This window comes from Pannonibacter sp. I15F10I1 (genome assembly GCF_900185665.1).
In the GTDB taxonomy this organism is placed as follows: domain Bacteria; phylum Pseudomonadota; class Alphaproteobacteria; order Rhizobiales; family Stappiaceae; genus Pannonibacter; species Pannonibacter indicus.
Window position 1 is genome coordinate 259,483 of the sequence record NZ_FYAN01000004.1, and the last position, 21,002, is coordinate 280,484.

The 21,002-nt window shown below is 62.7% G+C and carries 19 protein-coding genes; 13 read left to right on the top strand and 6 right to left on the bottom strand.

The features are described 5' to 3' along the window. Positions 1-4: 4 nt before the first annotated feature. The 4 genes from IF10I1_RS04155 to prfH all read left to right on the top strand — a co-directional run bounded on the left by IF10I1_RS04155 (position 5) and on the right by prfH (position 4,696). Positions 5-1,039 (top strand): tartrate dehydrogenase, encoded by a 1,035-nt coding sequence (locus tag IF10I1_RS04155; RefSeq protein ID WP_058899104.1) that lies wholly within the window; start codon positions 5-7, stop codon positions 1,037-1,039. 10 nt (positions 1,040-1,049) lie between these two features. Then, entirely contained in the window at positions 1,050-2,525 is a 1,476-nt protein-coding gene (locus IF10I1_RS04160) for an NAD-dependent succinate-semialdehyde dehydrogenase (protein WP_186391294.1), read from the top strand. A 336-nt stretch (positions 2,526-2,861) separates the two neighbouring features. Then, entirely contained in the window at positions 2,862-4,055 is a 1,194-nt protein-coding gene (locus IF10I1_RS04165; protein ID WP_186391295.1) for an RNA ligase RtcB family protein, read from the top strand. Beyond that, positions 4,052-4,696: a peptide chain release factor H gene (gene prfH, locus IF10I1_RS04170; protein WP_186391296.1), complete on the top strand. Its 645-nt coding sequence runs from the start codon at positions 4,052-4,054 to the stop codon at positions 4,694-4,696. Before IF10I1_RS04165 ends, prfH begins: the two co-directional genes overlap by 4 nt. A 391-nt stretch (positions 4,697-5,087) precedes the next feature. On the opposite strand, the gene IF10I1_RS04175 is transcribed toward prfH, so the two are convergent. The 5 genes from IF10I1_RS04175 to IF10I1_RS04195 all read right to left on the bottom strand — a co-directional run bounded on the left by IF10I1_RS04175 (position 5,088) and on the right by IF10I1_RS04195 (position 9,119). After that, entirely contained in the window at positions 5,088-5,498 is a 411-nt protein-coding gene (locus IF10I1_RS04175; RefSeq protein ID WP_186391297.1) for a VOC family protein, read from the bottom strand. A 297-nt stretch (positions 5,499-5,795) separates the two neighbouring features. Then, positions 5,796-6,413, bottom strand: a complete 618-nt coding sequence (locus IF10I1_RS04180; RefSeq protein WP_186391298.1) for a hypothetical protein — start codon at positions 6,411-6,413, stop codon at positions 5,796-5,798. A gap of 5 nt (positions 6,414-6,418) precedes the next feature. Next, positions 6,419-6,709: a hypothetical protein gene (locus IF10I1_RS04185; protein WP_122520719.1), complete on the bottom strand. Its 291-nt coding sequence runs from the start codon at positions 6,707-6,709 to the stop codon at positions 6,419-6,421. 427 nt (positions 6,710-7,136) lie between these two features. After that, positions 7,137-8,414 carry an FAD-binding oxidoreductase gene (locus tag IF10I1_RS04190; RefSeq protein ID WP_186391299.1) on the bottom strand — a complete coding sequence of 426 codons (1,278 nt, stop codon included), beginning with the start codon at positions 8,412-8,414 and terminating at the stop codon, positions 7,137-7,139. Positions 8,415-8,453: 39 nt separating this feature from the next. Beyond that, positions 8,454-9,119, bottom strand: coding sequence for a haloacid dehalogenase type II (locus IF10I1_RS04195; protein ID WP_050474851.1), 666 nt, complete (start codon positions 9,117-9,119; stop codon positions 8,454-8,456). A 342-nt stretch (positions 9,120-9,461) separates the two neighbouring features. Here IF10I1_RS04195 and IF10I1_RS04200 point away from each other — a divergent pair, with 342 nt between their 5' ends. The 8 genes from IF10I1_RS04200 to IF10I1_RS04235 all read left to right on the top strand — a co-directional run bounded on the left by IF10I1_RS04200 (position 9,462) and on the right by IF10I1_RS04235 (position 18,810). After that, a complete protein-coding gene (locus tag IF10I1_RS04200; RefSeq protein WP_371341191.1) occupies positions 9,462-10,316 on the top strand; it encodes a GNAT family N-acetyltransferase in 855 nt (284 codons plus the stop codon). 50 nt (positions 10,317-10,366) lie between these two features. After that, positions 10,367-11,743, top strand: coding sequence for an aspartate aminotransferase family protein (locus IF10I1_RS04205; RefSeq protein ID WP_186391301.1), 1,377 nt, complete (start codon positions 10,367-10,369; stop codon positions 11,741-11,743). Between the two features lie 4 nt (positions 11,744-11,747). Then, on the top strand, positions 11,748-12,662 hold the full coding sequence (locus IF10I1_RS04210; RefSeq protein WP_186415610.1) for a glyoxylate/hydroxypyruvate reductase A: 915 nt from the start codon (positions 11,748-11,750) through the stop codon (positions 12,660-12,662). A 227-nt stretch (positions 12,663-12,889) separates the two neighbouring features. Next, positions 12,890-13,606 carry an HAD-IA family hydrolase gene (locus IF10I1_RS04215; protein WP_186391303.1) on the top strand — a complete coding sequence of 239 codons (717 nt, stop codon included), beginning with the start codon at positions 12,890-12,892 and terminating at the stop codon, positions 13,604-13,606. Between the two features lie 68 nt (positions 13,607-13,674). Further along, complete coding sequence (locus tag IF10I1_RS04220) at positions 13,675-15,288, top strand: ABC transporter substrate-binding protein (RefSeq protein ID WP_050474796.1); 1,614 nt, start codon at positions 13,675-13,677, stop codon at positions 15,286-15,288. A 74-nt stretch (positions 15,289-15,362) separates the two neighbouring features. Beyond that, positions 15,363-16,316, top strand: a complete 954-nt coding sequence (locus IF10I1_RS04225) for an ABC transporter permease (protein WP_058899095.1) — start codon at positions 15,363-15,365, stop codon at positions 16,314-16,316. Then, positions 16,313-17,152 carry an ABC transporter permease gene (locus IF10I1_RS04230; RefSeq protein ID WP_122520726.1) on the top strand — a complete coding sequence of 280 codons (840 nt, stop codon included), beginning with the start codon at positions 16,313-16,315 and terminating at the stop codon, positions 17,150-17,152. The genes IF10I1_RS04225 and IF10I1_RS04230 overlap by 4 nt, the downstream gene beginning before the upstream one ends. Next, a complete protein-coding gene (locus IF10I1_RS04235) occupies positions 17,152-18,810 on the top strand; it encodes an ABC transporter ATP-binding protein (protein WP_186391304.1) in 1,659 nt (552 codons plus the stop codon). Before IF10I1_RS04230 ends, IF10I1_RS04235 begins: the two co-directional genes overlap by 1 nt. A 149-nt stretch (positions 18,811-18,959) precedes the next feature. Here IF10I1_RS04235 and IF10I1_RS04240 read toward each other — a convergent pair whose 3' ends face one another. Next, entirely contained in the window at positions 18,960-19,436 is a 477-nt protein-coding gene (locus IF10I1_RS04240) for an Lrp/AsnC family transcriptional regulator (RefSeq protein ID WP_050474792.1), read from the bottom strand. A 209-nt stretch (positions 19,437-19,645) separates the two neighbouring features. Here IF10I1_RS04240 and IF10I1_RS04245 point away from each other — a divergent pair, with 209 nt between their 5' ends. After that, a complete protein-coding gene (locus IF10I1_RS04245) occupies positions 19,646-20,962 on the top strand; it encodes an FAD-binding oxidoreductase (RefSeq protein ID WP_186391305.1) in 1,317 nt (438 codons plus the stop codon). Positions 20,963-21,002: the final 40 nt, after the last annotated feature.

Genomic DNA, 21,002 nt, shown 5'->3' on the forward strand with positions numbered 1-21,002 from the left:
GAACATGGCCCCCTATCGTATTGCAGTCATCCCCGGCGACGGCATCGGCATCCCGGTCACGGAAGCAGCGCTCGCCGTGGCAGCCAAGGCCCTGCCGGGCAAGCTGGAAACCGTCACCTTCCCCTGGTCCTGCGACTACTACCTGCAGACCGGCCGGATGATGCCGGAAGACGGCATCGAGACCCTGCGCGGCTTTGATGCCATCTACCTTGGTGCCGTCGGCTGGCCGCAGAAGGTGCCGGATTCGGTGTCGCTGCATGGCCTGCTGCTGCCGATCCGCAAGGCCTTCGTGCAATATGCCAACATCCGCCCGCACCGCATTCTGGCCGGCGTCGAAGGCCCGCTGCGCAAGGGCGGCTTCGACATCCTGTGCATCCGCGAGAACACAGAGGGCGAATATTCGGGCGCCGGCGGGCGCGTGCATCAGGGCACGTCCGATGAAGTGGCCATTGAAACCGCCATCTTCACCCGTACGGGCGTCGAGCGCATCCTGCGCTTCGGCTTCGAGCAGGCCCGCAAGCGCAGCAAGCGCCTTGCCTCGGTCACCAAGTCCAACGCGCAGAAACACACGATGGTGTTCTGGGACGAGGTGACGAAGGAACTGGCCGCCGAATACCCGGATGTTGCTGTCAGCCACTACCATATCGATGCCATTGCCGCCCGCATGGTGATGGCACCGGAAAGCCTCGACGTGGTGGTCGCCTCCAACCTCTTCGGCGACATCCTCACCGATCTGGGCGCGGCCATTCAGGGCGGCCTCGGCTTTGCCGCTTCGGCCAACATCAACCCGGACCGCAGCGCCCCGTCCATGTTCGAGCCGGTGCATGGCTCTGCGCCCGATATCGCGCATCTGGGCATTGCCAACCCGCTGGCCGCCATCTGGTCCGCCGCCATGATGCTGGAGCATCTGGGCGAAGCAGAAGCTGCCAACCGCATCATGACCGCCATGGAACAGGCCACCGCGCAAGGCATCGGCACCGTGCCGGGGCAGAACAAGACCGATGAAATCACCCGTGCCGTGATGGCAGCGCTGGATTGAGGATAAAGCTATGACGATTGCAATCTCTGACCTTCTACCCGGTCTCAAGGATGCAGACCTGTTCCGCCAGCAGAGCGTGATCGGCGGCGTCTGGTGTGATGCCTCGACGGGCAAGACCATCGACGTCACCAACCCGGCCACCGGCAAGGTCATCGGCACCGTGCCGGACATGTCGGCAGAGGACACCCGCCGCGCCATCGAGGCCGCAGACACCGCTTTCCGCGCCTGGCGCAAAGTGCCCAATGGCGAGCGCGCCGCCAGGCTGGAGCGCTGGTTCGACCTGATGGAGGAGCATGCGGATGACCTCGCGCTCATCCTGACCTTGGAGCAGGGCAAACCGCTCAGCGAGGCCAGGGGCGAAATCACCTATGGCGCCTCCTTCGTGAAGTGGTTTGCCGAGGAAGCGCGGCGCATCGAGGGTGGCATCATCCCGGCCCCCACCAATGACCGCAAGATCCTGGCGCTGAAGGAGCCGGTGGGCGTTTCGGCCATCATCACGCCGTGGAACTTCCCCAATGCCATGATCACCCGCAAGGTCGGCCCGGCGCTGGCCGCCGGCTGCACCGTGGTGATCAAGCCGTCCGATTTCACCCCCTATTCGGCGCTGGCGCTGGCCGTTCTGGCCGAGCGGGCCGGCATTCCGGCGGGTGTCATCAACATCCTCACCGGCCAGCCGGCGGAGATCGGCGCGGAGCTGACCTCCAGTCCGGTGGTGCGCAAGCTGTCCTTCACCGGCTCCACCCGCGTTGGCTCCCTGCTGATGGCCCAGTGCGCCCCGACGGTGAAGCGGCTCAGCCTCGAGCTGGGCGGCAATGCGCCCTTCCTCGTCTTTGACGATGCGGATCTGGACGCCGCCGTGGAAGGCGCCATCGCCTCCAAGTTCCGCAACGGCGGCCAGACCTGCGTCTGCTCCAACCGCATCCTCGTTCAGTCGGGCATCTACGATGCCTTTGCCGCAAAGCTTGCCGAACGGGTGGCTGCGATGAAGGTGGGCGAAGGCCTTGAAGCGGGCGTCGCCATCGGCCCGATGATCAACCGCGCCGCCGTGGAAAAGATCGAGCGCCACGTGGCCGACGCCGTTGCCAAGGGCGCAAAGGTCGCCGCCAAAGCAGCCACGCCGGAAGGCAGCCAGTTCGCCGCCCCCGTGGTGCTGACCGGCTGCACCACGGACATGCAGCTGGCGAGCGAGGAAACCTTCGGCCCCGTCGCCCCGCTTTTCCGCTTCGAGACGGAAGAAGAGGCGGTGCGGATCGCCAACGACACCCCCTTCGGCCTTGCTGCCTATTTCTACACCCGCGACATGGCCCGCGCCTGGCGGGTGGGCGAAGCACTGGAATCGGGCATGGTCGGCCTCAACACCGGCGCCATCTCCATGGCCGTCTCCCCCTTCGGCGGCGTCAAGCAATCCGGCCTCGGCCGCGAAGGCGCCCGCGACGGCATCGAGGAATACCTCGAAACCAAATCCTTCCACATGTGCGGGCTTTGACAAGACCGGAGCGGGCCAAACGGCCCGCTCCTTTGGTTTTGGAATGCGGAAACTGGTGCGATCAGGCCGTGGCAATGTCGCAACACCAGCGTGTTATCCGCTTTCGCGTGCAATGCGTGGCTTGTAAAATATCAACGAAGTCCATAGCTCTGTAGTCACCGCACACAAAGCGGTCGGTAGTCTTTTGGAAACGGGAGCTAAAACATGATGACCATGTCTGGCATGCCCAAAGTGGCAGCAACCCTTCGCTAAACCGCGTTAACGGTGCGCCGGAGGCAGTTCAGGGCAACAATGCTTGCACCTGAGGCTTTCCTGTTTTCATAAAGAGAATCCCAGATGGGCACTTCTTCAAAGGAGGCTGCGCAGACAACAAGCGTCGCCTCCATTCATCGTTTTTATTCTGAAGACTCCTGGATAGAAGGAGCGGCAGAAGATCAGCTCCACGCCGTCGCCGCAATGAAGGGCGTCCTCAGCGTTGCTGCCTTCCCGGATCTTCACCCTGGCAAATATGGCCCAGTCGGCTGTGCAATGGTGTCCGACCGGATCTATCCGCAACTGATCGGGAATGACATCGGCTGCGGCATGTCGGTCTATGCGCTGGACATCCCGGCGCACAAACTGCGGCTGGACAAAGCCGCTGAGAGACTGCGTACGTTGGAAGACTTGTGGGACGGGAATGCCGGCGCCCGCCTCGCATCAGCAGGCCTGGATCCGGACCTGCACCCGCAATCCCTCGGCACTCTCGGAGGGGGAAATCACTTCTGCGAATTGCAAGTCGTTGATACCGTGCATGATGAAGCGGCACTGCGCGAAGCTGGACTGGTCAAGGGAGGGCTTGTGCTCCTTGTTCACTCCGGCTCCCGTTCACTCGGAACGTCCGTCTTCAGTTCCGTACAGAACCACTTTGGCGGCCTCGGTGTGGACAGTTCGATAGGACAGGCCTACATGGAGGCCCACAATCAGGCTGTTGCCTGGGCAAGCCTGAACCGGACACTCATTGCGGAACGCGCGGCCAAAGCTCTGCGCTCCGGCTTCCGGCAGGTCTGCGACGCGCCGCATAACCTTATTGAAAGCCATAAGGATGGGCTCCTCCATCGAAAAGGGGCCGCAAAGTCGGACAGCCCTGTGGTGCCGTTGGCTGGATCGAGGGATGCACTGAGCTTTCTCCTCAACCCCCTCCACAATAAGGCAGAAGCCTTGGCTTCACTGGCGCATGGCGCTGGACGCAAATATGACCGGCGCTCCATGATCGGCCGGGCGGGACTGACCCGCTCCGGCAGGGCAAGCTTGAGCCGGAACGCCTTCGGCGGCATGGTGATTTGTGACGATCGTCAGCTCCTGATCGAAGAAGCAGGGCAGGCCTACAAAGATCCTGCAAATGTGGTCAGAGAGCTCCAGTCAGCGGGGCTTGCAGAACCCATTTCCGAGTTGAAACCTTTGATAACATTTAAGAAAGCTGTGACTGAAAGCCATCAGACTGAAGTTCAGGAAAAACTCCAGCGCCTGAAAGACAGGAGGGCGGCAAGATGACCGTACCCGAAACCTTCCGCCTCCTTGTCTCAAGTGGCGATGGTCCACGTGAGTGCCGCCGGGCAGTCTCTCTCATATTGAACCGAATGGAACAGGAGGCGATCAGCTGCGGAATCCGCTTCAGCGCCGAAAGATCCAGTGCAGCAGCAAACGAGCAGGACCCCTCCTCGGCCCTTGTCACCTTGTCCGGGCCCAGCGCGGCAAAGATGGCAAATTCCTGGGCCGGAACGGTACAGTGGACTTGCCCGAGCCCTTTCCGCCCTCATCACAAGCGGCGCAACTGGTTTGCCGGTGTATTCGCCATCGAGATGCGGGACGCTGAAGAGGTCAATCCGAAACCTGAGGATTTGAAGATTGAGACCTTCCGTTCCGGAGGCCCAGGCGGGCAACATCAAAACACGACGGACAGCGGGGTGAGGATCACTCATCTGCCGACGGGGATCTCCGCCATCGCAACTGACGAACGTTCCCAGCACCGCAACAAACAAACGGCACTTGAACGCCTCGCCGCCAGGTTGGTTCTGGAGCAGCACGAAGCCCTGAGCCGTGACCGATCCGCGCAGAACCAGTTGCACAAGCAGTTGGAGCGGGGAAATCCGGTCAGGGTGTTCAAGGGCGAGGGCTTTACGGAGGTGAATTAGGCCCGCACCGACACCGCAACCCAAGCAATCCGGCCTCGCCCGCGAAGGCGCCCGCGACGGCATCGAGGAATACCTCGAAACCAAATCCTTCCACATGTGCGGGCTTTGATCAGACCGGAGCGGGCCAAACGGTCCGCTCCTTTGGTTTTCAGGGGCGACGAATGCTGCACTACCCTCCGCATTCGTCATGCCATGGCTCGACCATGGCATCCATTCCCTGACCTCGCAAACAGGGACAAACAAAAGAAAATACAGAGGGTTACGGGTCAACCGCGCCGACACGAGAGGCAACGGCGTGGATGCCATGGTCAAGCCATGGCATGACGGAGAGAGACGGAAAGGCGCTTGAGCAGGACCAATGCCCGCCACATAGGCATTGAAAGCCCAGCTCTCAGCTGATCGTGCCGCCGCGATCGGGCCTGGCGAATTCGATCAGATCCCACCGGTTACCCCAAGGATCGTTCCAGACGGCAACCCTGCCATAGGGTTCATCACGCGGCCCGGCTTCAAACTGCACGCCTTCGGCCAGCATTCGGGTGTAGTCGGCTTCAAAGTTCTCTGTTTCAAGAAACAGCCACACACGTCCGCCCCCTTGTTCTCCTATGGCAGCCGACTGCCTGTCACCCACGGCGCGGGCGAGCAGGATTTCTGTCTCGCCGCCGGAAGGAGCAATCCGGACCCAGCGTTTTCCATTACCCAGATCGGTATCTTCGCGGCATTCGAAGCCTATCCGGAGAAAGAAATTCAGAGCTTCGTCATAATCGGGAACGAGCAGGGAGAAGAGCGCAATACGTCTTGGCATGAAGACAGCCCGTCATTGAGTGATCAAATCTGCCTGCCGATGATCGTCCGAGTCGGCGATTGCCCAAAGACGTTTCTGACGCTGCCAGCACTTCCGTCATTCGCCCCTCTCCTCTTTCGTCATGCCATGACTTGATCATGGCACCCATTCCCTGACTTCTCAGACAAGAAAAGCGAAAGAAACTACAGAGGGTTGCGGGCCAACCACGCCGTCATGAAAGGCAACGCATGGATGCCATGGTGAAGCCATGGCAAGACAGAGAGAGACGGTGGGGCACCCGCCCATTTTACACAGCCGTCACGCAGCCACCGCTGCCGCCATGCGGCGCAACTCTGGCAGCATGGCGGGTTCGTCGGGTTCGACGATTTCGGAGGTGATATCCGCCACGATGGACTTGATGAGGGTGGTCCGGTTCAGCGCAGTCTCTCTGGCAAGTTTATCCAGTTCATCTCGCATTCGGCTGCTGACCTTCATGGAGATGCGTCTCACCGGCTCGTCACGCCAGCTTTTCCAGATTTCCCGCTGCGTTTGCGCATATCCGCACAGCCGCGCCAGAACCTCTGCGTCACTGGCAGCCCGGCGCAGGAAGTAAGTGATCAGCGGCTTGCGCAGGGACACGCCAGCTGATGGATCAATCCGGTAAGCAGCCAGATCCAGCGCGTCGAGGAACGGTGCGGGCACCATCACCTCCAGAGGCTCGGTGGCAAGGTCCCGCGCATCACGGATGGCAGGCGTGGACTGCGGCGGGATGGCCACGACGGTGCCGCAGCTGTCGCAGGTGGCCGCCATGATCTGCCGCGCCACACCGTGCCCGCTCTCAAAGGGCACGTCATGATAACCGAAGGTCGTTGTCACGATCTGCCGGCAGTGCTCGCACACTGCCTTGCCCTTGTCTCCCGCATGCCAGATCTTCATGTTGGTTACTCCGACAGATGCACGCTGATGAAAACCGTATCGGGGTCGACGAAATAGAACTTCACGTACCAGCCATCGCGCTTGAAGATATGGACCTCAAGTCCGCCGATCTCATGATGTACTGACCTGTGATGGTGCGCTCCGTTACATCTCTCGATGATCCGGATCAGTTGCTCCGGCGATATGCCACCGGTCAGCAGCGCATTCTTGTCCTCGATACGCCCACGGGCCGCGTGCAGATATGTCCCCTCGTGCAAGGCTTTGATAACGCGATGCTTGACCTCCCTGAACTCCATCGCAACCTCAATATACGAGAGTTATCGTAAAAAAATCAATCCGTATCGTTCCCCCCCCGGAGAAGATGGGGCACGTCCGTCTGCGAAGCCGGAGAAGACTATAAAAGCAATCAAAGCGTGTATTTCAATTAAACTACCATCCGGCCAAAACCTGACCTGAGCGCTCTTCACCACCCCCCCTCCGTATTCGTCATGCCATGACTTGATCATGGCATCCATTCCCTGCCCCTTCAGACCGGAAAAGCGAATGAAAATACAGATAGTTACAGAAAAGTCATGCGGCCATGAAAGGCAACGGCGTGGATGCCATGGTCAAGCCATGGCATGACGGAGAGAGATGGAGAGCCGCGAGCAAGCAGGCCTTGGCACAATAAAAAAGGCAGGCTCGGCGCCTGCCCTTTTCAGTGTCCTGCTTCCCGCCTGCCCCTCACCCGATCATGTCCTTGAACTTGTAGTAAGCCCCGACGAGCGGCAGGAACCAGGGTTGGCCGAGGTGGCCGGGGATGGCAGGCCAGGGGAGGCTGGCCCAGGGGTTGGTGCGGGCCCGGCCGAGGATCTGGTCCGCGATGATCTCGCCCATGTGGGTGGCGATCTGCGCGCCGTGGCCGGAATAGCCCATGGCGAAATATACGCCATCCGCCTCGCCGGCGCGGGGGAAGCGGTCCTTGGTCATGTCGACGAGGCCGCCCCAGCAATAATCCACCTCGACATCCCCCAGCTGCGGGAAGATGCCCTTGAGCGCGTCCTTGAGGATGCGGCCGCTCTTTTCGTCCGAGGTCTGGTTGGAGGTGGCGGAAAAGCGGGCGCGGCCACCGAAGATCAGGCGGTTGTCCGGTGCCAGGCGGAAGTAGTTGCCCACATTCAGCGAGGTGACGCAGGTGCGGTTGCCCGGCATCACCGACTGCACTTCCGTGTCCGTCAGCGGGCGGGTGGCCAGCAGGAAACTGCCGACGGGCACGATGCGGCGGCGGAAGAAGCCGAAGGTCTTGGGCGTATAGGCACCGGTCGCCAGCACCACCTTGGCTGCACGCACGGTGCCTTTCGGCGTTTCCAGCTCGTGGCCGGCAGCCGTCTGGCGGCGGCCGGTGACGGGCGTGTTCTCGTGGATCTCCGCCCCATGCCGGGCGGCGGCTTCCGCAAGGCCCACGACAAAGCGGCCCATGTGCATCATGGCGCTCTTCTTCTGCAGCATGCCGCCGTGGAAGATGTCCGAGCCGATTTCCCCGGCAAGCTCGGCTTTGCTCAGCATCGCCGTTTCGGGATCAACCGTACGGTTGATGGCTTCGAGGTTACGGGCCAGCACCTCGTAATGCTGCGGCTTGGAGGCGAGCTTCAGCTTGCCTGCGCGGCGGAAATTGCAGTTGATGCCCTCCTCCGCGATGATGCGTTCGATGGTTTCGATGCCATCGTCAAAGGCCTTGTACATGGCCTTGGCGGTTTCCACCCCATAGGTGGAAATGGCGCCGGTGAAGCTGTGGGCCACCCCGTTGTTGAGGTGGCCGCCATTCCGGCCCGAGGCTCCGAAGCCGACCGTTGCCGCCTCCAGCACGATGACCCGGCGGCCCTCCATGGCCAGACGGCGTGCCGCGCCGAGGCCGGTAAACCCGGCCCCGATCACCGCAACATCATAGAGGCCCGAAGGGGCGGCCGTGGCGCCGCCGGTGAAGGCGGGCGCCGTATCCTGCCAGTAGGATGCAAATTTCATGGGTCAGCTCCCGGAGCTTGCGCGGATCACAGCCGGATTTCAGATGCCGAACACGCCCGGCAGGTCATAAACACCCTTGATTTCGGTGTATTCGTAGAAGGGGTTGGCCGGCTCGTGCTGGCGGTTGACCCAGACCTTGGACTTGATGCCCAGATCATAGGCGGTCATCAGGTCATAGCGGAAGGAGGACGACACATGGGTGATGTCTTCCGGGCCGCAGCCAAGCACGTCGAACATATACTCAAAGCCGTTCATCTGCGGCTTGTAGCTGCCGGCTTGTTCTGCCGTGATCACCTTGTGGAAGGGCGCGCCGAGCTTCTCCACATTCGACATGATCTGGCTGTTCATGGCGTTGGAGAGGATGACGAGCGGGATTTCCTTCGCCAGTTTGGCAAGGCCTTCCGGCACATCCGGATGCGGGCCCCAGGTCGGCACTTCATTATAGATGCGCAGCGCATCTTCCTCGCGGAAGGTGACGCCATTGCGCTTGCAGGTGCGCTTGAGGGAGTTGTGCACCACATCCGCATAGGGCTTCCAGGCGCCCAGCACCTCATCCAGCCGGTAGGCCGAGAAGTCACGGATGAAGACGTTCATCTTCGCTTCGTCGAGCATTTCGCCATAGATGCGGCGCGCAGCGCCTGCCATGTCGAAGTTGATCAATGTGCCGTAGCAATCGAAGGTCACGAATTTCGGGCGGAAGGTCATTTGGGTCCCCGTGCTGAAAGTGCCGGAAGGAAGAAGGCTGAGGCAGGTCATCGCTTGCCTGCTGATCTATCCTAGACAGCCTGCAAAAAAGCCCTCGCCGCTTTCGCGCCGTCCCAAAGCACATTCCGCCGTATCACAAGGGCTCCACGGCACCTTATTGCGCAACGGCCATCTGGCGCCCCGGGCCGCCTCCCTCCTCTTCCCGCCTCCGTGGCAGATCATGCTTTTAAGCACCCGGCGAACAGCGGAAGATACCGCCAGCACAGAGGCCAAGGGCGGCAAGTTTGCCCGGATGGGACATAGGCTGAGAACATCACCAGTCTTCCAGCGCAGGTTCACATGCTGACCGATGACACACTGACCATCCAGCCGATGGAACCGGACCACCTCGCCGGGGCACTGCGCCTGTCGCAGGCCGAAAAGTGGCCTCACCGGGCTGAGGATTGGAGCCTCTTCCACAGCCTGTCGAAAGGCGCCGTCGCCATCGAGAATGGCGAGGTCGTCGCAACGGCCCTGACAACGCTCTTCGGCGATGCGGCAACCATCAACATGATCATCGTCGATGGGCGCATGCGCGGGCGCGGCCTTGGCCGCAAGATGATGACCAGCGTCATGAGCCTGATCCAGCCGAAGCAATGGCGGCTGGTGGCAACGAAGGACGGCCTGCCGCTTTATGAAAAGCTCGGCTTCCGTGCGGTGGGCGAAATCTTCCAGCATCAGGGCATCGCCCAGGCACCGGAAAATGTTCCGGCCCTTGCTGCAGAAGGCGCTGACGGGCTGCATCCCGCCGGTCCTGAAGATGCGTCTGTTCTGGCCCAGCTCGACAAGGCCGCAACCGGCATGGACCGGACCGTGCTGATCAGCGAGCTGTTCCGTCTCGGCCGGATCTTCGTCATCCGCGAGAACGGCCAGATCACCGCCTATGCCGCCCTGCGCCCCTTCGGGCGCGGCGAGGTGGCTGGCCCGGTCATCGCGCGCGATGCGGATCAGGCGCGGCGGCTGTTGTCCCATATCCTGAAGGAATGCGAAGGCCGCTTCCTTCGGGTGGACACGGGCGCCGAGACCGGCCTTGCCCCCTGGCTGGCAGAGCATGGCCTGGCCCATGCGGGCGGAGGGATCCCCATGCGCCTTGGGGCCACCAGCGAAGCTGCCGGCCCGGTTCACACATTTGCCCTCGCCGCACAGGCGCTCGGCTGAACGAATGATCCGGCGGCCGCAGAGCCGGCCGGAGCAGAAAGGACATTCCCATGCTTGCCAACTCGCTGGTCGAACTCGACCGTGCCCATCTCATCCATCCGGTTGCCAGCTGGCGCGGCCACGAGGCCGCAGGCGTGCGCGTGCTGAAATCCGCCAAGGGCGCCACGGTGACCGACGCCAGCGGCCACACCCTGCTGGATGGCTTTGCCGGCCTGTGGTGCGTCAATGCCGGCTATGGGCATGAAAGCATCATCGAGGCCGCCACGAAGCAGCTGCGCGAGCTGCCCTATGCCACCGGCTACTTCGGCCTCGGCTCGGAACCGGCAATCCGCCTTGCCTCCCGTCTTGCCGAACATGCGCCGGGCGATCTCAGCCATGTCTATTTCACGCTCGGCGGCTCGGATGCGGTGGACACCACGGTCCGCTTCGTACGCTACTACTGGCAGGCCAAGGGCCAGCCGCAGAAGGAGCATTTCATCTCCGTCGAGCAGGGCTATCACGGCTCCACCACCGTTGGCTCCGGCCTCACCGCCCTGCCCGCCTTCCATGCCGGTTTCGGCGTGCCCTACACCTGGCAGCACAAGATCCCCTCGCACTACAGTTACCGCAATCCGGTGGGTGACAGCCCGGAGGTGATCATCGCGGCCTCACTTGATGCCCTGAAGGCCAAGGTTGCGGAACTGGGCGGCGCGGAAAAGGTCGCGGCCTTCTATCTGGAGCCGATCCAGGGCTCGGGCGGCGTCATCGTGCCGCCGAAGGGCTGGGTCAAGGCCATGCGCGATGCCTGCAAGGAGATGGGCATCCTGTTCATCGCCGACGAGGTGATCACCGGCTTCGGCCGCACCGGCCCCATCTTCGCCTGCCTTGAGGAAGGCATCGTGCCGGACATGATGACCACCGCCAAGGGCCTTACCTCCGGCTATGTGCCGATGGGTGCGGTGTTCCTGTCCGACCACATGTATCAGGTGATGGCGGATGCGGCAGGCGCAGCCGCCATCGGCCACGGCTTCACCTATTCCGCCCATCCGGTGAGCGCGGCTGTCGGCCTTGCGGTGCTGGATCTTTATGAAAACGGCCTGTTCGACAACGGCGTGAAGATGGGCAACCTGCTGCAGCAGGGCCTTGCCTCGCTGGCAGACCATCCGCTGGTAGGTGAAGTGCGCGGGCGCGGCATGCTGGCGGCCGTGGAACTCGTCACCGACAAGGCGAAGAAGACGCCGTTCCCTGCAGCCGCAAAGCCTGCTAGCCGCATCTTTGACCGGGCGTGGGAGAACGGTCTCGTCATCCGCGCCTTTGCGCAGGGCGTGCTCGGCTACGCCCCGCCGCTGTGCTGCACGGAAGACGAGATTGCCCAGATCGTCGAGCGCACAAAGCTGACGCTGGACCAGACACTGGCGGACCCGGACGTCCGCGCGGCGATGGCCTGACCCGGTGGCGGTCCTCTACACCTCAGAGGCAAAGCGCGGCGAGATATTCGCCGCGCATTTTGCCGCCGAACTGCCCGCCCTGCCCTTCCACCGCGACAAAGCCCCCGATCCGGCGGCGGTGGAATATCTCGTCGCCTGGACGGCGCCGCAGGATGTCGGCATCCTCTATCCCAATCTCAAGCTGCTGTTTTCGGTGGGCGCGGGCGTCGACCAGCTGAACCTTGCCGGCCTGCCGCCGCAGGTGGGCGTGGTGCGCATGCTGGAGCCCGGCCTTGCCGAGCAGATGAAGGAATATGTGACGCTCGCCGTCCTTGGCCTGCACCGGGACCTGCCGCGCTACATCAGCCAGAAATCCGCCGGCCTCTGGCAAGCGGGACGCAACGTCCCGGCACGAGAGCGGCGGGTGGGCGTCATGGGCCTTGGCCAGCTGGGCAAGGCAGTGCTGGAAGCCCTTGCCCCCTTCGGCTTTCCGCTGACCGGATGGAGCCGCAGCCCGCAGGATCTTCCGGGCGTCGACACCTTCACGGACCTTCCCGCCTTCCTCGCCCGCACGGACATTCTCATCTGTCTGCTGCCGCTGACGGCAGAGACAACCGGCCTTCTGAACGCGGAGCTCTTCGCGCAGCTGCCGCACGGTGCGGCGCTGGTTCATGCCGGGCGCGGGCGCCAGCTGGACCACAATGCCCTGCTGGACGCACTCGCCAGCGGCCAGCTCTCCAATGCCTGGGTCGACGTGACGGACCCGGAGCCGCTGCCCGCAGAGCATCCCTTCTGGCAGCACCAGCAGATTGTGCTGACACCGCATGTCGCCTGCCAGACGCGCGCGGATGATGGTGCAAGGCATGTGATCGCCGGAATCCGGGCGCATCGGGCAGGATTGCCGGTGCCGGGACTGATCGACCGCGCCAAAGGCTACTGAAGCTCCATGCACGGCAAAATGCCATAAAACAGCAGATTGTGCCGAAGCACGATTGGATTCGGAGCATATGCCGCGCAAAAGACCCGCAAACTGATCTGCAGAAATCAAGGCAAAGCATACAAAATGCGAGCCAAGCCCGCAAAACAGACCGGGCCAACAAAACTGGCAGAAAATGCCGGAAACCAACCAGAGGACGCCGCAGCTTCTGCGGCAATACGGGACTCAGAATGACGGCACAGCCTCTCGCGTCGTTCCGCTATATGACATTTGATGTCGTCGGGACGCTCATCGACTTTGAAGGCGGCTTAATCTCCGCCCTTTCGCAGATTGCGGCAGATCAGGGCGTCAGCCTCGACGGAGAGGAGGCCCTCGCCCACTACCGCGCTGCCCGCTACATGCCGGAAGCGCAGCTCTTCCCGGATGATCTCGCCCGCGTCTACACGGTCATCGCGCCCAAGCTGGGCCTGGATCCGGACCCTTCGCATGGCGAACGCCTGCGGCAGGCAGTGGCGGACTGGCAGCCCTTTGCCGACAGCGTTGCAGCACTGGCGGAGCTCAAGAAGACCTATCGCCTGATCGCCATGACCAATGCGCAGCGGTGGGCCTTCGAGCATTTCAACGAAAAGCTCGGCTATCCCTTCCATGCGGCTTTCACCACCGATGACACGGGAACGGAGAAGCCGGACCCGGCCTTCTTCGAGCAGGTTTTCCGTTTTGTGGAGCAGGAAGGCGCGGACAAGAACGCGATCCTGCACGTGGCCCAGAGCCAGTATCACGACATCGGCGTCTCCCGCAGCCTTGGCATGACCAACTGCTGGATCCAGCGCAGGCACGCCCAGCCGGGATACGGCGGCACCATCGAGCCCGCGCAGTTCACGAAGCCCGATTACCACTTCACCTCCATGGCCGGGCTCGCCGCGGCCGCGGAGGCCGGACCCTCCTGACAGCCGGCAGGCAGGTTCGCGGCAATAAAAATAAAAAGCCGGGCATATCTACGACAAGGGGAACACTGATGAGCAAATCTGAAATCAACAACTGGACCCGCAACGACGATGCGATGGTCGAGGACGCAATCCGCCGCGGCGCCAGCCGCCGCGACATCATGCGCATGTTCCTTGCCGGCGGCATCGGCCTTGCGGCCGGCGGCTCGCTTTTTGCCCGCGCCACCTCGGCGCTCGCGGCAACCCCGGTCAAGGGCGGCCACTTCAAGGCTGCCGGCTGGTCCTCGTCCACCTCGGACACGCTGGACCCGGCCAAGGCCTCGCTCTCGACCGACTATGTGCGCTGCTGTTCGCTCTACAACCGCCTCACCTTCCTCAACGATGGCGGCACGCTGAGCATGGAACTGGCCGACAGCATCGAAAGCTCGGATGCCAAGGTCTGGATCGTCAAGCTGAAGTCCGGCGTCACCTTCCATGACGGCAAGTCCCTCACCTCGGCCGACGTGGTGTTCTCGCTGATGCGCCACCTCGACAAGGAGACCGGCTCCAAGGTCAATGCCATCGCCAAGCAGATTACGGGCGTCAAGGCCGTTGACCCGCTGACAGTCGAAATCACGCTGGAAGCTCCCAACGCCGATCTTCCGACCATCCTGGCCATGCATCACTTCATGATCGTGCAGGACGGCACCACCGACTTCAGCAAGGGCATCGGCACCGGCGCCTTCAAGCTGGAAAGCTTCGAGCCGGGCGTGCGCTCGCTGATGAGCCGCAACGAAAACTACTTCAAGCCGGGCGGCCCCCATGTCGACAGCTTCGAGTATTTCGCCATCCCCGATGAAATGGCCCGCGTCAGCGCCGTCATCTCCGGCGACATTCACCTCGGCGCTTCCATCAAGCCGCAGTCCATGCGCCTCCTCGAAAGCGCCAGCGGCGTTGATCTGGTGAAGTCCACCGCCGGTAACTACACCAACCTGAACTTCCGCATGGACATGGAACCGGGCAGCAAGTTCGACCTGATCGAGGGCGTGAAGTACCTGTTCGACCGCGAACTGATCCAGATGGCCGTGATGCGTGGCCTCGCCGAAGTCGCCAACGATCAGCCGATTTCTGCGATGAATGCCTATCACAACGCTGACCTGAAGCCGCGTGCCTTCGACCCGGAAAAGGCCAAGCATCACTTCGAGAAGGCAGGCCTTCTGGGCCAGACGATCCCGGTCGTTGCCTCCGATGCCGCAACCGCCTCCGTCGAAATGGCCACGGTGCTGCAGCAGGCTGGCAGCAAGATCGGCATGAACTTCGACATTCAGCGCGTGCCGTCCGATGGCTACTGGTCCAACTACTGGCTCAAGGCCCCGGTCCACTTCGGCAACATCAACCCGCGCCCGACGCCGGACATCCTGTTCTCGCTGCTCTATGCGTCCAACGCCCCCTGGAACGAGAGCCAGTACAAGTCCGAGAAGTTCGACAGCATGCTGGCCGAAGCCCGCGGCGAACTGGACAACGAGAAGCGCAAGACGATCTACGGCGAAATGCAGGTGATGGTGGCCAACGAAGCAGGCACCGTCATCCCGGCCTACCTCTCCAACGTGGATGCCAAGCAGACCAAGCTGAAGGGTCTGGAGCCGAACCCGCTGGGCGGCCAGATGGGCTATGCCATGGCCGAATACGTCTGGCTCGAAGCCTGACAGTCTGCCAGCATCGAACCGGAGGCGCTTGCCGCCTCCGGTCTCATCTTTCCCTATCTGCAGAGGCTGCCTGAATGTCGGGGCAAATCGCTTTCCTGGTTCTTGGACGGCTCGGCGTGACTATGCTCACGCTGCTGATCGTGTCCTTCGTCGTCTTCGGCGCAACCCTCCTGCTGCCGGGCGATGTGGCGGAGATCCTGCTGGGTCAGGCCGCCACGCCCGAAGCCGTTGCCGGGCTGCGCGAGGCCATGCATCTCGATTCCCCGGCGCTCATCCGCTACGGCCAGTGGCTTCTGGGTATGGTTCAGGGCGATTTCGGCGTCTCCTACGCCAACAACATGCCGATTGGCGACATGATCGGCACCCGTCTTGCCAACACCCTGCGCCTGGCTGCCGTCACCACCACCATTGCCGTGCCGCTGGCCCTGTTTCTCGGCATCACCATGGCCGTCTACAAGGGCTCGCTCTATGACCGGGCCGTCACGACCACCGTGGTTTCCGTCATCTCCGTTCCCGAATTCATGATCGCCACCTTCGCCGTGCTGGTCTTTGCCGTCTGGCTGCGCTGGCTGCCCGCCCTGTCGCTGGCCAATGACGTGAGCAGCTTCAGCCAGCTCCTGAAGGTCTTTGCCATGCCGGTGATCACGCTGACCTGCGTCATCTCGGCCCAGATGATCCGCATGACCCGTGCCGCCGTGATCGACGCGCTGAAGATGCCCTATGTGGAAATGGCGCTTCTTAAAGGTGCGTCTCGCAGCCGCATGGTGATGCGCCACGCCCTGCCCAATGCCATCGGCCCGATCGCCAATGCGGTTGCCCTGTCCCTGTCCTACCTGCTGGGCGGCGTGATCATCGTCGAGACGATCTTCAACTATCCGGGCATTGCCAAGCTGATGGTGGATGCGGTTTCCACCCGTGACCTGCCGCTCATCCAGAGCTGCGCCATGATCTTCTGCTTCGGCTTCCTGCTGCTGATCACCATCGCAGACATCATCGCCATTCTCTCCAACCCGAGGCTGCGCAAATGAGCCAGATGCCCGTTTCCTCGCCCCGCTTCGGATTCCGGATCAACACCACCGGCATCGTTGCTGGACTGATCATCCTGTTCTGGGCGCTCGTGGCCATCGCCGGCCCCTCGGTTGCCCCTTACGCTCCCGGCGATATCGTCGATTTCGATTTCTACGGACCCATCTCGGAAAAGCTGTGGCTGGGCTCGGACTATCTCGGCCGGGATATCTTCTCCCGCATCCTGCTGGGCACGCGCTACACCGTCGGCATTTCTTTTGCCGCCGTCTGTATCGCCTGTTTCTCCGGCGTGGTTCTCGGCATGACGGCGGCCGTCACCGGCGGCTGGTTCGACACGGTGCTGAGCCGCCTGCTGGATGCCCTGAACTCGATCCCGTCCAAGCTCTTCGGCCTCGTCATGGTCGCGGCCATCGGCTCGTCCATTCCGGTGCTGATCATCCTGCTGGCCGTCATCTATACCCCCGGCTCCTACCGCTTTGCCCGGGCCCTGGCTGTCAATTGCAACACGATGGATTACGTCACCGTGGCGCGGGCGCGCGGCGAGCGGACGCTGTATCTCATCTTCCAGGAGATCCTGCCCAACATCACCGGCCCGGTGCTGGCTGACCTTGGCCTGCGCTTCGTCTTCATCGTGCTGCTGCTCTCCGGCCTTTCCTTCCTGGGCCTCGGCGTGCAGCCGCCCAATGCAGACTGGGGCTCCCTCGTAAAGGAAAACCTCGGTGGCCTGCCCTTCGGCGCCCCAGCCGTGATTGCACCATGCCTTGCCATCGCCAGCCTGACGATCAGCGTCAACCTTCTGATCGACAACCTGCCAGTCAAGATCCGGGACCGCGCCTGATGACCAAACCTCTTGCCGAAATCCAGGACCTGCACGTCGAAGCCCGCACCGACTCGGGCCGCCGGGTGGAGATCATCAAGGGCGTCAGCCTGACCATCAATCCGGGCGAGATCGTCGCGCTCATCGGCGAAAGCGGGTCGGGCAAGACCACCATCGCCCTCACCCTGATGGGCTACACCCGTGCCGGCTGCAAGATCAGCGGCGGCAAGGTCCTGCTGGGCGGCCAGGATCTGGTGACGATGAGCGAAGCCTCGCGCCAGAAGCTGCGCGGCACGGATGTGGCCTATGTGCCGCAAAGTGCAGCCGCTGCCTTCAATCCGTCCCACCGGCTGATCGATCAGGTCGTCGAAGTCGCCAGCATCCACAAGCTGATGAGCCGGACGGAAGCCCGCGCCAAGGCCGTGGACCTGTTCCGCGCCCTCGCCCTGCCCGATCCGGAAACCATCGGCGAGCGCTATCCGCATCAGGTCTCCGGCGGCCAGCTGCAGCGCCTTGCCGCTGCCATGGCTCTCATCGGCGGCCCGCAACTCGTCATCTTCGACGAGCCCACCACCGCGCTGGACGTCACCACCCAGATCGAGGTGCTGCGCGCCTTCAAGTCCGTCATGCGCAAGGGCGGTATGGCCGGGGTCTATGTCTCCCACGACCTTGCCGTCGTCGCGCAGATTGCCGACCGGATCATCGTGCTCAAGGGCGGTGAAATCCAGGAAGAAGGCTCGACGCAGCAGATCCTGCATGCGGCCACCCATCCTTACACGAAAGAGCTTCTGGCCGCCTTCCAGCCCGTGCCCTTCGCAGCGCCGGCAGATGCTGCGGTGGACATGCCCGTCAAGCGGCCGATCCTCGAAGTCAGCGGCGTTTACGCTGGCTATGGCCCGATCGAACCGACCGGCCTGCCCTTCAAGACCGTGCTGAAGAACGTCAGCTGCAAGCTGGAGCGCGGGCATAACCTTGGCGTCATCGGCGAAAGCGGCTCGGGCAAATCCACCCTCGCCCGCGTCATCGCCGGTTTGCTGCCGCCGGTTCGCGGCCATGTGCAGCTGGATGGCCACGAGGTCGATCCGCGCGCAAGACAGCGCAGCAAGGAGGAACTGCGGCGCATGCAGATCGTCTTCCAGCTGGCCGACACCGCGCTGAACCCGTCCCGATCCGTCTCCGACATCCTTGGCCGTCCGCTTGCCTTCTACCATGGACAGAAAGGCGCTGCGCAGGAGACCCGTGTCAACGAGCTTCTGGACATGGTGCAACTGCCCCGCGCCCTGCGCCACCGCATGCCGGGTGAACTCTCCGGCGGGCAGAAGCAGCGCGTCAACTTCGCCAGAGCCCTTGCCGCCAAACCGGACATCATCCTGTGCGACGAAATCACCTCGGCCCTCGATACGGTCGTCGCGGCAGCCGTGATCGAGCTGCTGAAGGAGCTGCAGCGGGAGCTGGGCCTCTCCTACGTCTTCATCAGCCACGACCTCTCCACCGTCCAGTCGATCTGCGATCAGGTGATGGTGATGCAGCACGGCGAGATGGTGGAGCTTCTGGCCAACGACCAGCTGCCGGGCGGCGCCACCCACCCCTATTCCAAGCTGCTCTTCTCCTCCGTGCCGAAACTCGACACCGGCTGGCTCGACAGCCTGCCCGAGAACTTCGCCAGCACGGCAGCGTGAAAGGCAGGGCTTTGGGAGCACAAGTTCTCGCCGGAACAGATCCGGCGGGGACCTTCCCAGGCTCATTCCCATCCGCTCACCGGCCCCGGATCGCTCGGGGCGCATCCGGGATGACCGCGGAGAAGCACAACCAGCGATCTGATCGCCCCTCACATCGGGAAAATCGTCTTCAGCGGCAGGTGGGATTTCACGAAAGGCGACTTCATCACCACGAAGCTGAAATACTTGTCGATACCGACATCCATGTCGATCATCCGCTCCATGATCGCCTGATAATCGCCGATGCTGCCGGTGACGAATTTCAGCAGGTAGTCATAGCCGCCGGAGATCAGGTGGCATTCGATGATCTCCTCCACCTTTTCCGCCGCCTGCTGGAAGCGGTCGAAGTCCATCTTGCGGTGGTTCTTCAAGGTGATTTCGGTGAAAACCGTCAGCGTCGGGCCGAGTTTGGCAAGATCGATCTGCGCCGCATAGCCGGTGATATAGCCCGCCTGTTGCAGCTTTTTCACCCGCATCAGACAGGGGCTGGGCGACAGGTGCACAAGCTCGGCCAGCTCCACATTGGTGATGCGGCCATTTTTCTGCAGCTCGTGCAGAATGCGGATGTCGATCCGGTCCAGCTTCATGATGCCCTCTCGCAATCAGCCAAGAGTAAGCAGAAAATGCCGGATAGGCAATCAGCCAAATTTCCCTGAATACAAAAAGATTTCTCCACGGGACGAACACCACCCGCCGCCCACGCATCCAGTTTCAGCAGAAAATGCCGCATCATGGCATCACTGCAGTAGCCATGCCTGACAGGCCGCCGCTAGGCTGCAAGTCAAAGGAGCCTTCCATGCGCGTACCTCTACTGACAATCGAAACCGCCGATGACATGCCAGCCGAGGCCGATGTCGTGATCATCGGCGCCGGCATCGTGGGCACCTGCACGGCCTATTACCTCGCAAAGCGCGGGGTGAAGGTGGTGCTGGTGGAGAAAGGCCGCACCGGCGCCGAACAGTCGAGCCGGAACTGGGGCTGGTGCCGCCAGCAAAACCGCGATGAACGCGAGCTGCCGATGGCGACCCGCAGCCTCGCGCTGTGGGATGAGCTGATGGCCGAAATCGGCCCCGGCATTGGCTTCCGCCGCTCCGGCCTGCTGTATTTGTCCAACAACGAGGCAGAGATCGAGGGCTGGGCGCGCTGGCGCGATTTCGCCCGTACGCAGAATGTCATCACCCACATGCTCACCGCCGAAGAAGCCGCAGAGCGCGGGCGGGCCACAGGCAAGAGCTGGAAGGGCGGCGTCTTCTCCCCGACAGACGGTATTGCAGACACGTCCAGTGCCGTGCCGCTGATTGCAAAGGCTGTTGAAGCCCATGGCGGACGCGTGCTGCAGAATTGCGCCGTGCGCGGACTGGAGCTCTCCGGTGGCCGCGTCAGCGCTGTCGTGACGGAACGGGGCACCATCCGCACAAAGACTGCCGTTATGTCAGGTGGCGCCTGGGCCTCCAGCTTCTGCCGCCAGCTTGGCATCCGCTTTCCGCAAGCCTCCGTTCGCGCCTCAATTCTTGCCGTCAGCGAGGCCGCAGGCTTGCCGGATGCGCTGCACACGTCGCGCGTATCGCTGACAGCACGCAAGGGCGGACATACGCTCGCCATTTCCGGCCGCGCCCGCGTCGACCCGACCGCGCAGATGCTGCGCTTCGGCACCACCTTCATTCCGATGTTCCTGAAGCGGCACAAGTCCCTCGCCGTCGGCGGCCTTGAGGGCCTGCGCAGCGGTCATGAGGGTCTGTCACGCTGGCGGCTCGACCGGGAAACGCCAATGGAGCGCATGCGCATCCTGGATCCGACGCCTGATCCGTCGCAGATCCGCGACACGCTGGCCCGCGCCCGTGAACTGTTCCCTGCCCTGAAGGAAAGCCAGCTGACCGCTGCCTGGGCCGGCTACACCGACAGCACGCCTGACGGTGTTCCCGCCATCGGTGAAACGCAGATCCCCGGCTTCGTGCTTGCCGCAGGCTTCAGCGGTCATGGCTTCGGCATCGGCCCCGGCGCGGGCGACATGATCGCCGATATCGTTATGGGCCAGGAGCCCGTGCTTGATGCCAAGCCCTATCATCCCTCCCGCTTCAGCGAGAGTTCCTGGGGCAAGGTTGCCGATTTCTAAGACAGGGCCAGTCAGCCAGAATGGACAGAGCCCGGCGCAC

Excerpts from the sequence above, each read along its gene's own strand:
- IF10I1_RS04155 (WP_058899104.1), top strand. The coding sequence starts at position 5 with ATGGCCCCCTATCGTATTGCAGTCATCCCCGGCGACGGCATCGGCATC.
- IF10I1_RS04160 (WP_186391294.1), top strand. The coding sequence starts at position 1,050 with ATGACGATTGCAATCTCTGACCTTCTACCCGGTCTCAAGGATGCAGAC.
- IF10I1_RS04165 (WP_186391295.1), top strand. The coding sequence starts at position 2,862 with ATGGGCACTTCTTCAAAGGAGGCTGCGCAGACAACAAGCGTCGCCTCC.
- prfH (WP_186391296.1), top strand. The coding sequence starts at position 4,052 with ATGACCGTACCCGAAACCTTCCGCCTCCTTGTCTCAAGTGGCGATGGT.
- IF10I1_RS04175 (WP_186391297.1), bottom strand. The coding sequence starts at position 5,498 with ATGCCAAGACGTATTGCGCTCTTCTCCCTGCTCGTTCCCGATTATGAC.
- IF10I1_RS04180 (WP_186391298.1), bottom strand. The coding sequence starts at position 6,413 with ATGAAGATCTGGCATGCGGGAGACAAGGGCAAGGCAGTGTGCGAGCAC.
- IF10I1_RS04185 (WP_122520719.1), bottom strand. The coding sequence starts at position 6,709 with ATGGAGTTCAGGGAGGTCAAGCATCGCGTTATCAAAGCCTTGCACGAG.
- IF10I1_RS04190 (WP_186391299.1), bottom strand. The coding sequence starts at position 8,414 with ATGAAATTTGCATCCTACTGGCAGGATACGGCGCCCGCCTTCACCGGC.
- IF10I1_RS04195 (WP_050474851.1), bottom strand. The coding sequence starts at position 9,119 with ATGACCTTCCGCCCGAAATTCGTGACCTTCGATTGCTACGGCACATTG.
- IF10I1_RS04205 (WP_186391301.1), top strand. The coding sequence starts at position 10,367 with ATGCTTGCCAACTCGCTGGTCGAACTCGACCGTGCCCATCTCATCCAT.
- IF10I1_RS04215 (WP_186391303.1), top strand. The coding sequence starts at position 12,890 with ATGACGGCACAGCCTCTCGCGTCGTTCCGCTATATGACATTTGATGTC.
- IF10I1_RS04220 (WP_050474796.1), top strand. The coding sequence starts at position 13,675 with ATGAGCAAATCTGAAATCAACAACTGGACCCGCAACGACGATGCGATG.
- IF10I1_RS04225 (WP_058899095.1), top strand. The coding sequence starts at position 15,363 with ATGTCGGGGCAAATCGCTTTCCTGGTTCTTGGACGGCTCGGCGTGACT.
- IF10I1_RS04230 (WP_122520726.1), top strand. The coding sequence starts at position 16,313 with ATGAGCCAGATGCCCGTTTCCTCGCCCCGCTTCGGATTCCGGATCAAC.
- IF10I1_RS04235 (WP_186391304.1), top strand. The coding sequence starts at position 17,152 with ATGACCAAACCTCTTGCCGAAATCCAGGACCTGCACGTCGAAGCCCGC.
- IF10I1_RS04240 (WP_050474792.1), bottom strand. The coding sequence starts at position 19,436 with ATGAAGCTGGACCGGATCGACATCCGCATTCTGCACGAGCTGCAGAAA.
- IF10I1_RS04245 (WP_186391305.1), top strand. The coding sequence starts at position 19,646 with ATGCGCGTACCTCTACTGACAATCGAAACCGCCGATGACATGCCAGCC.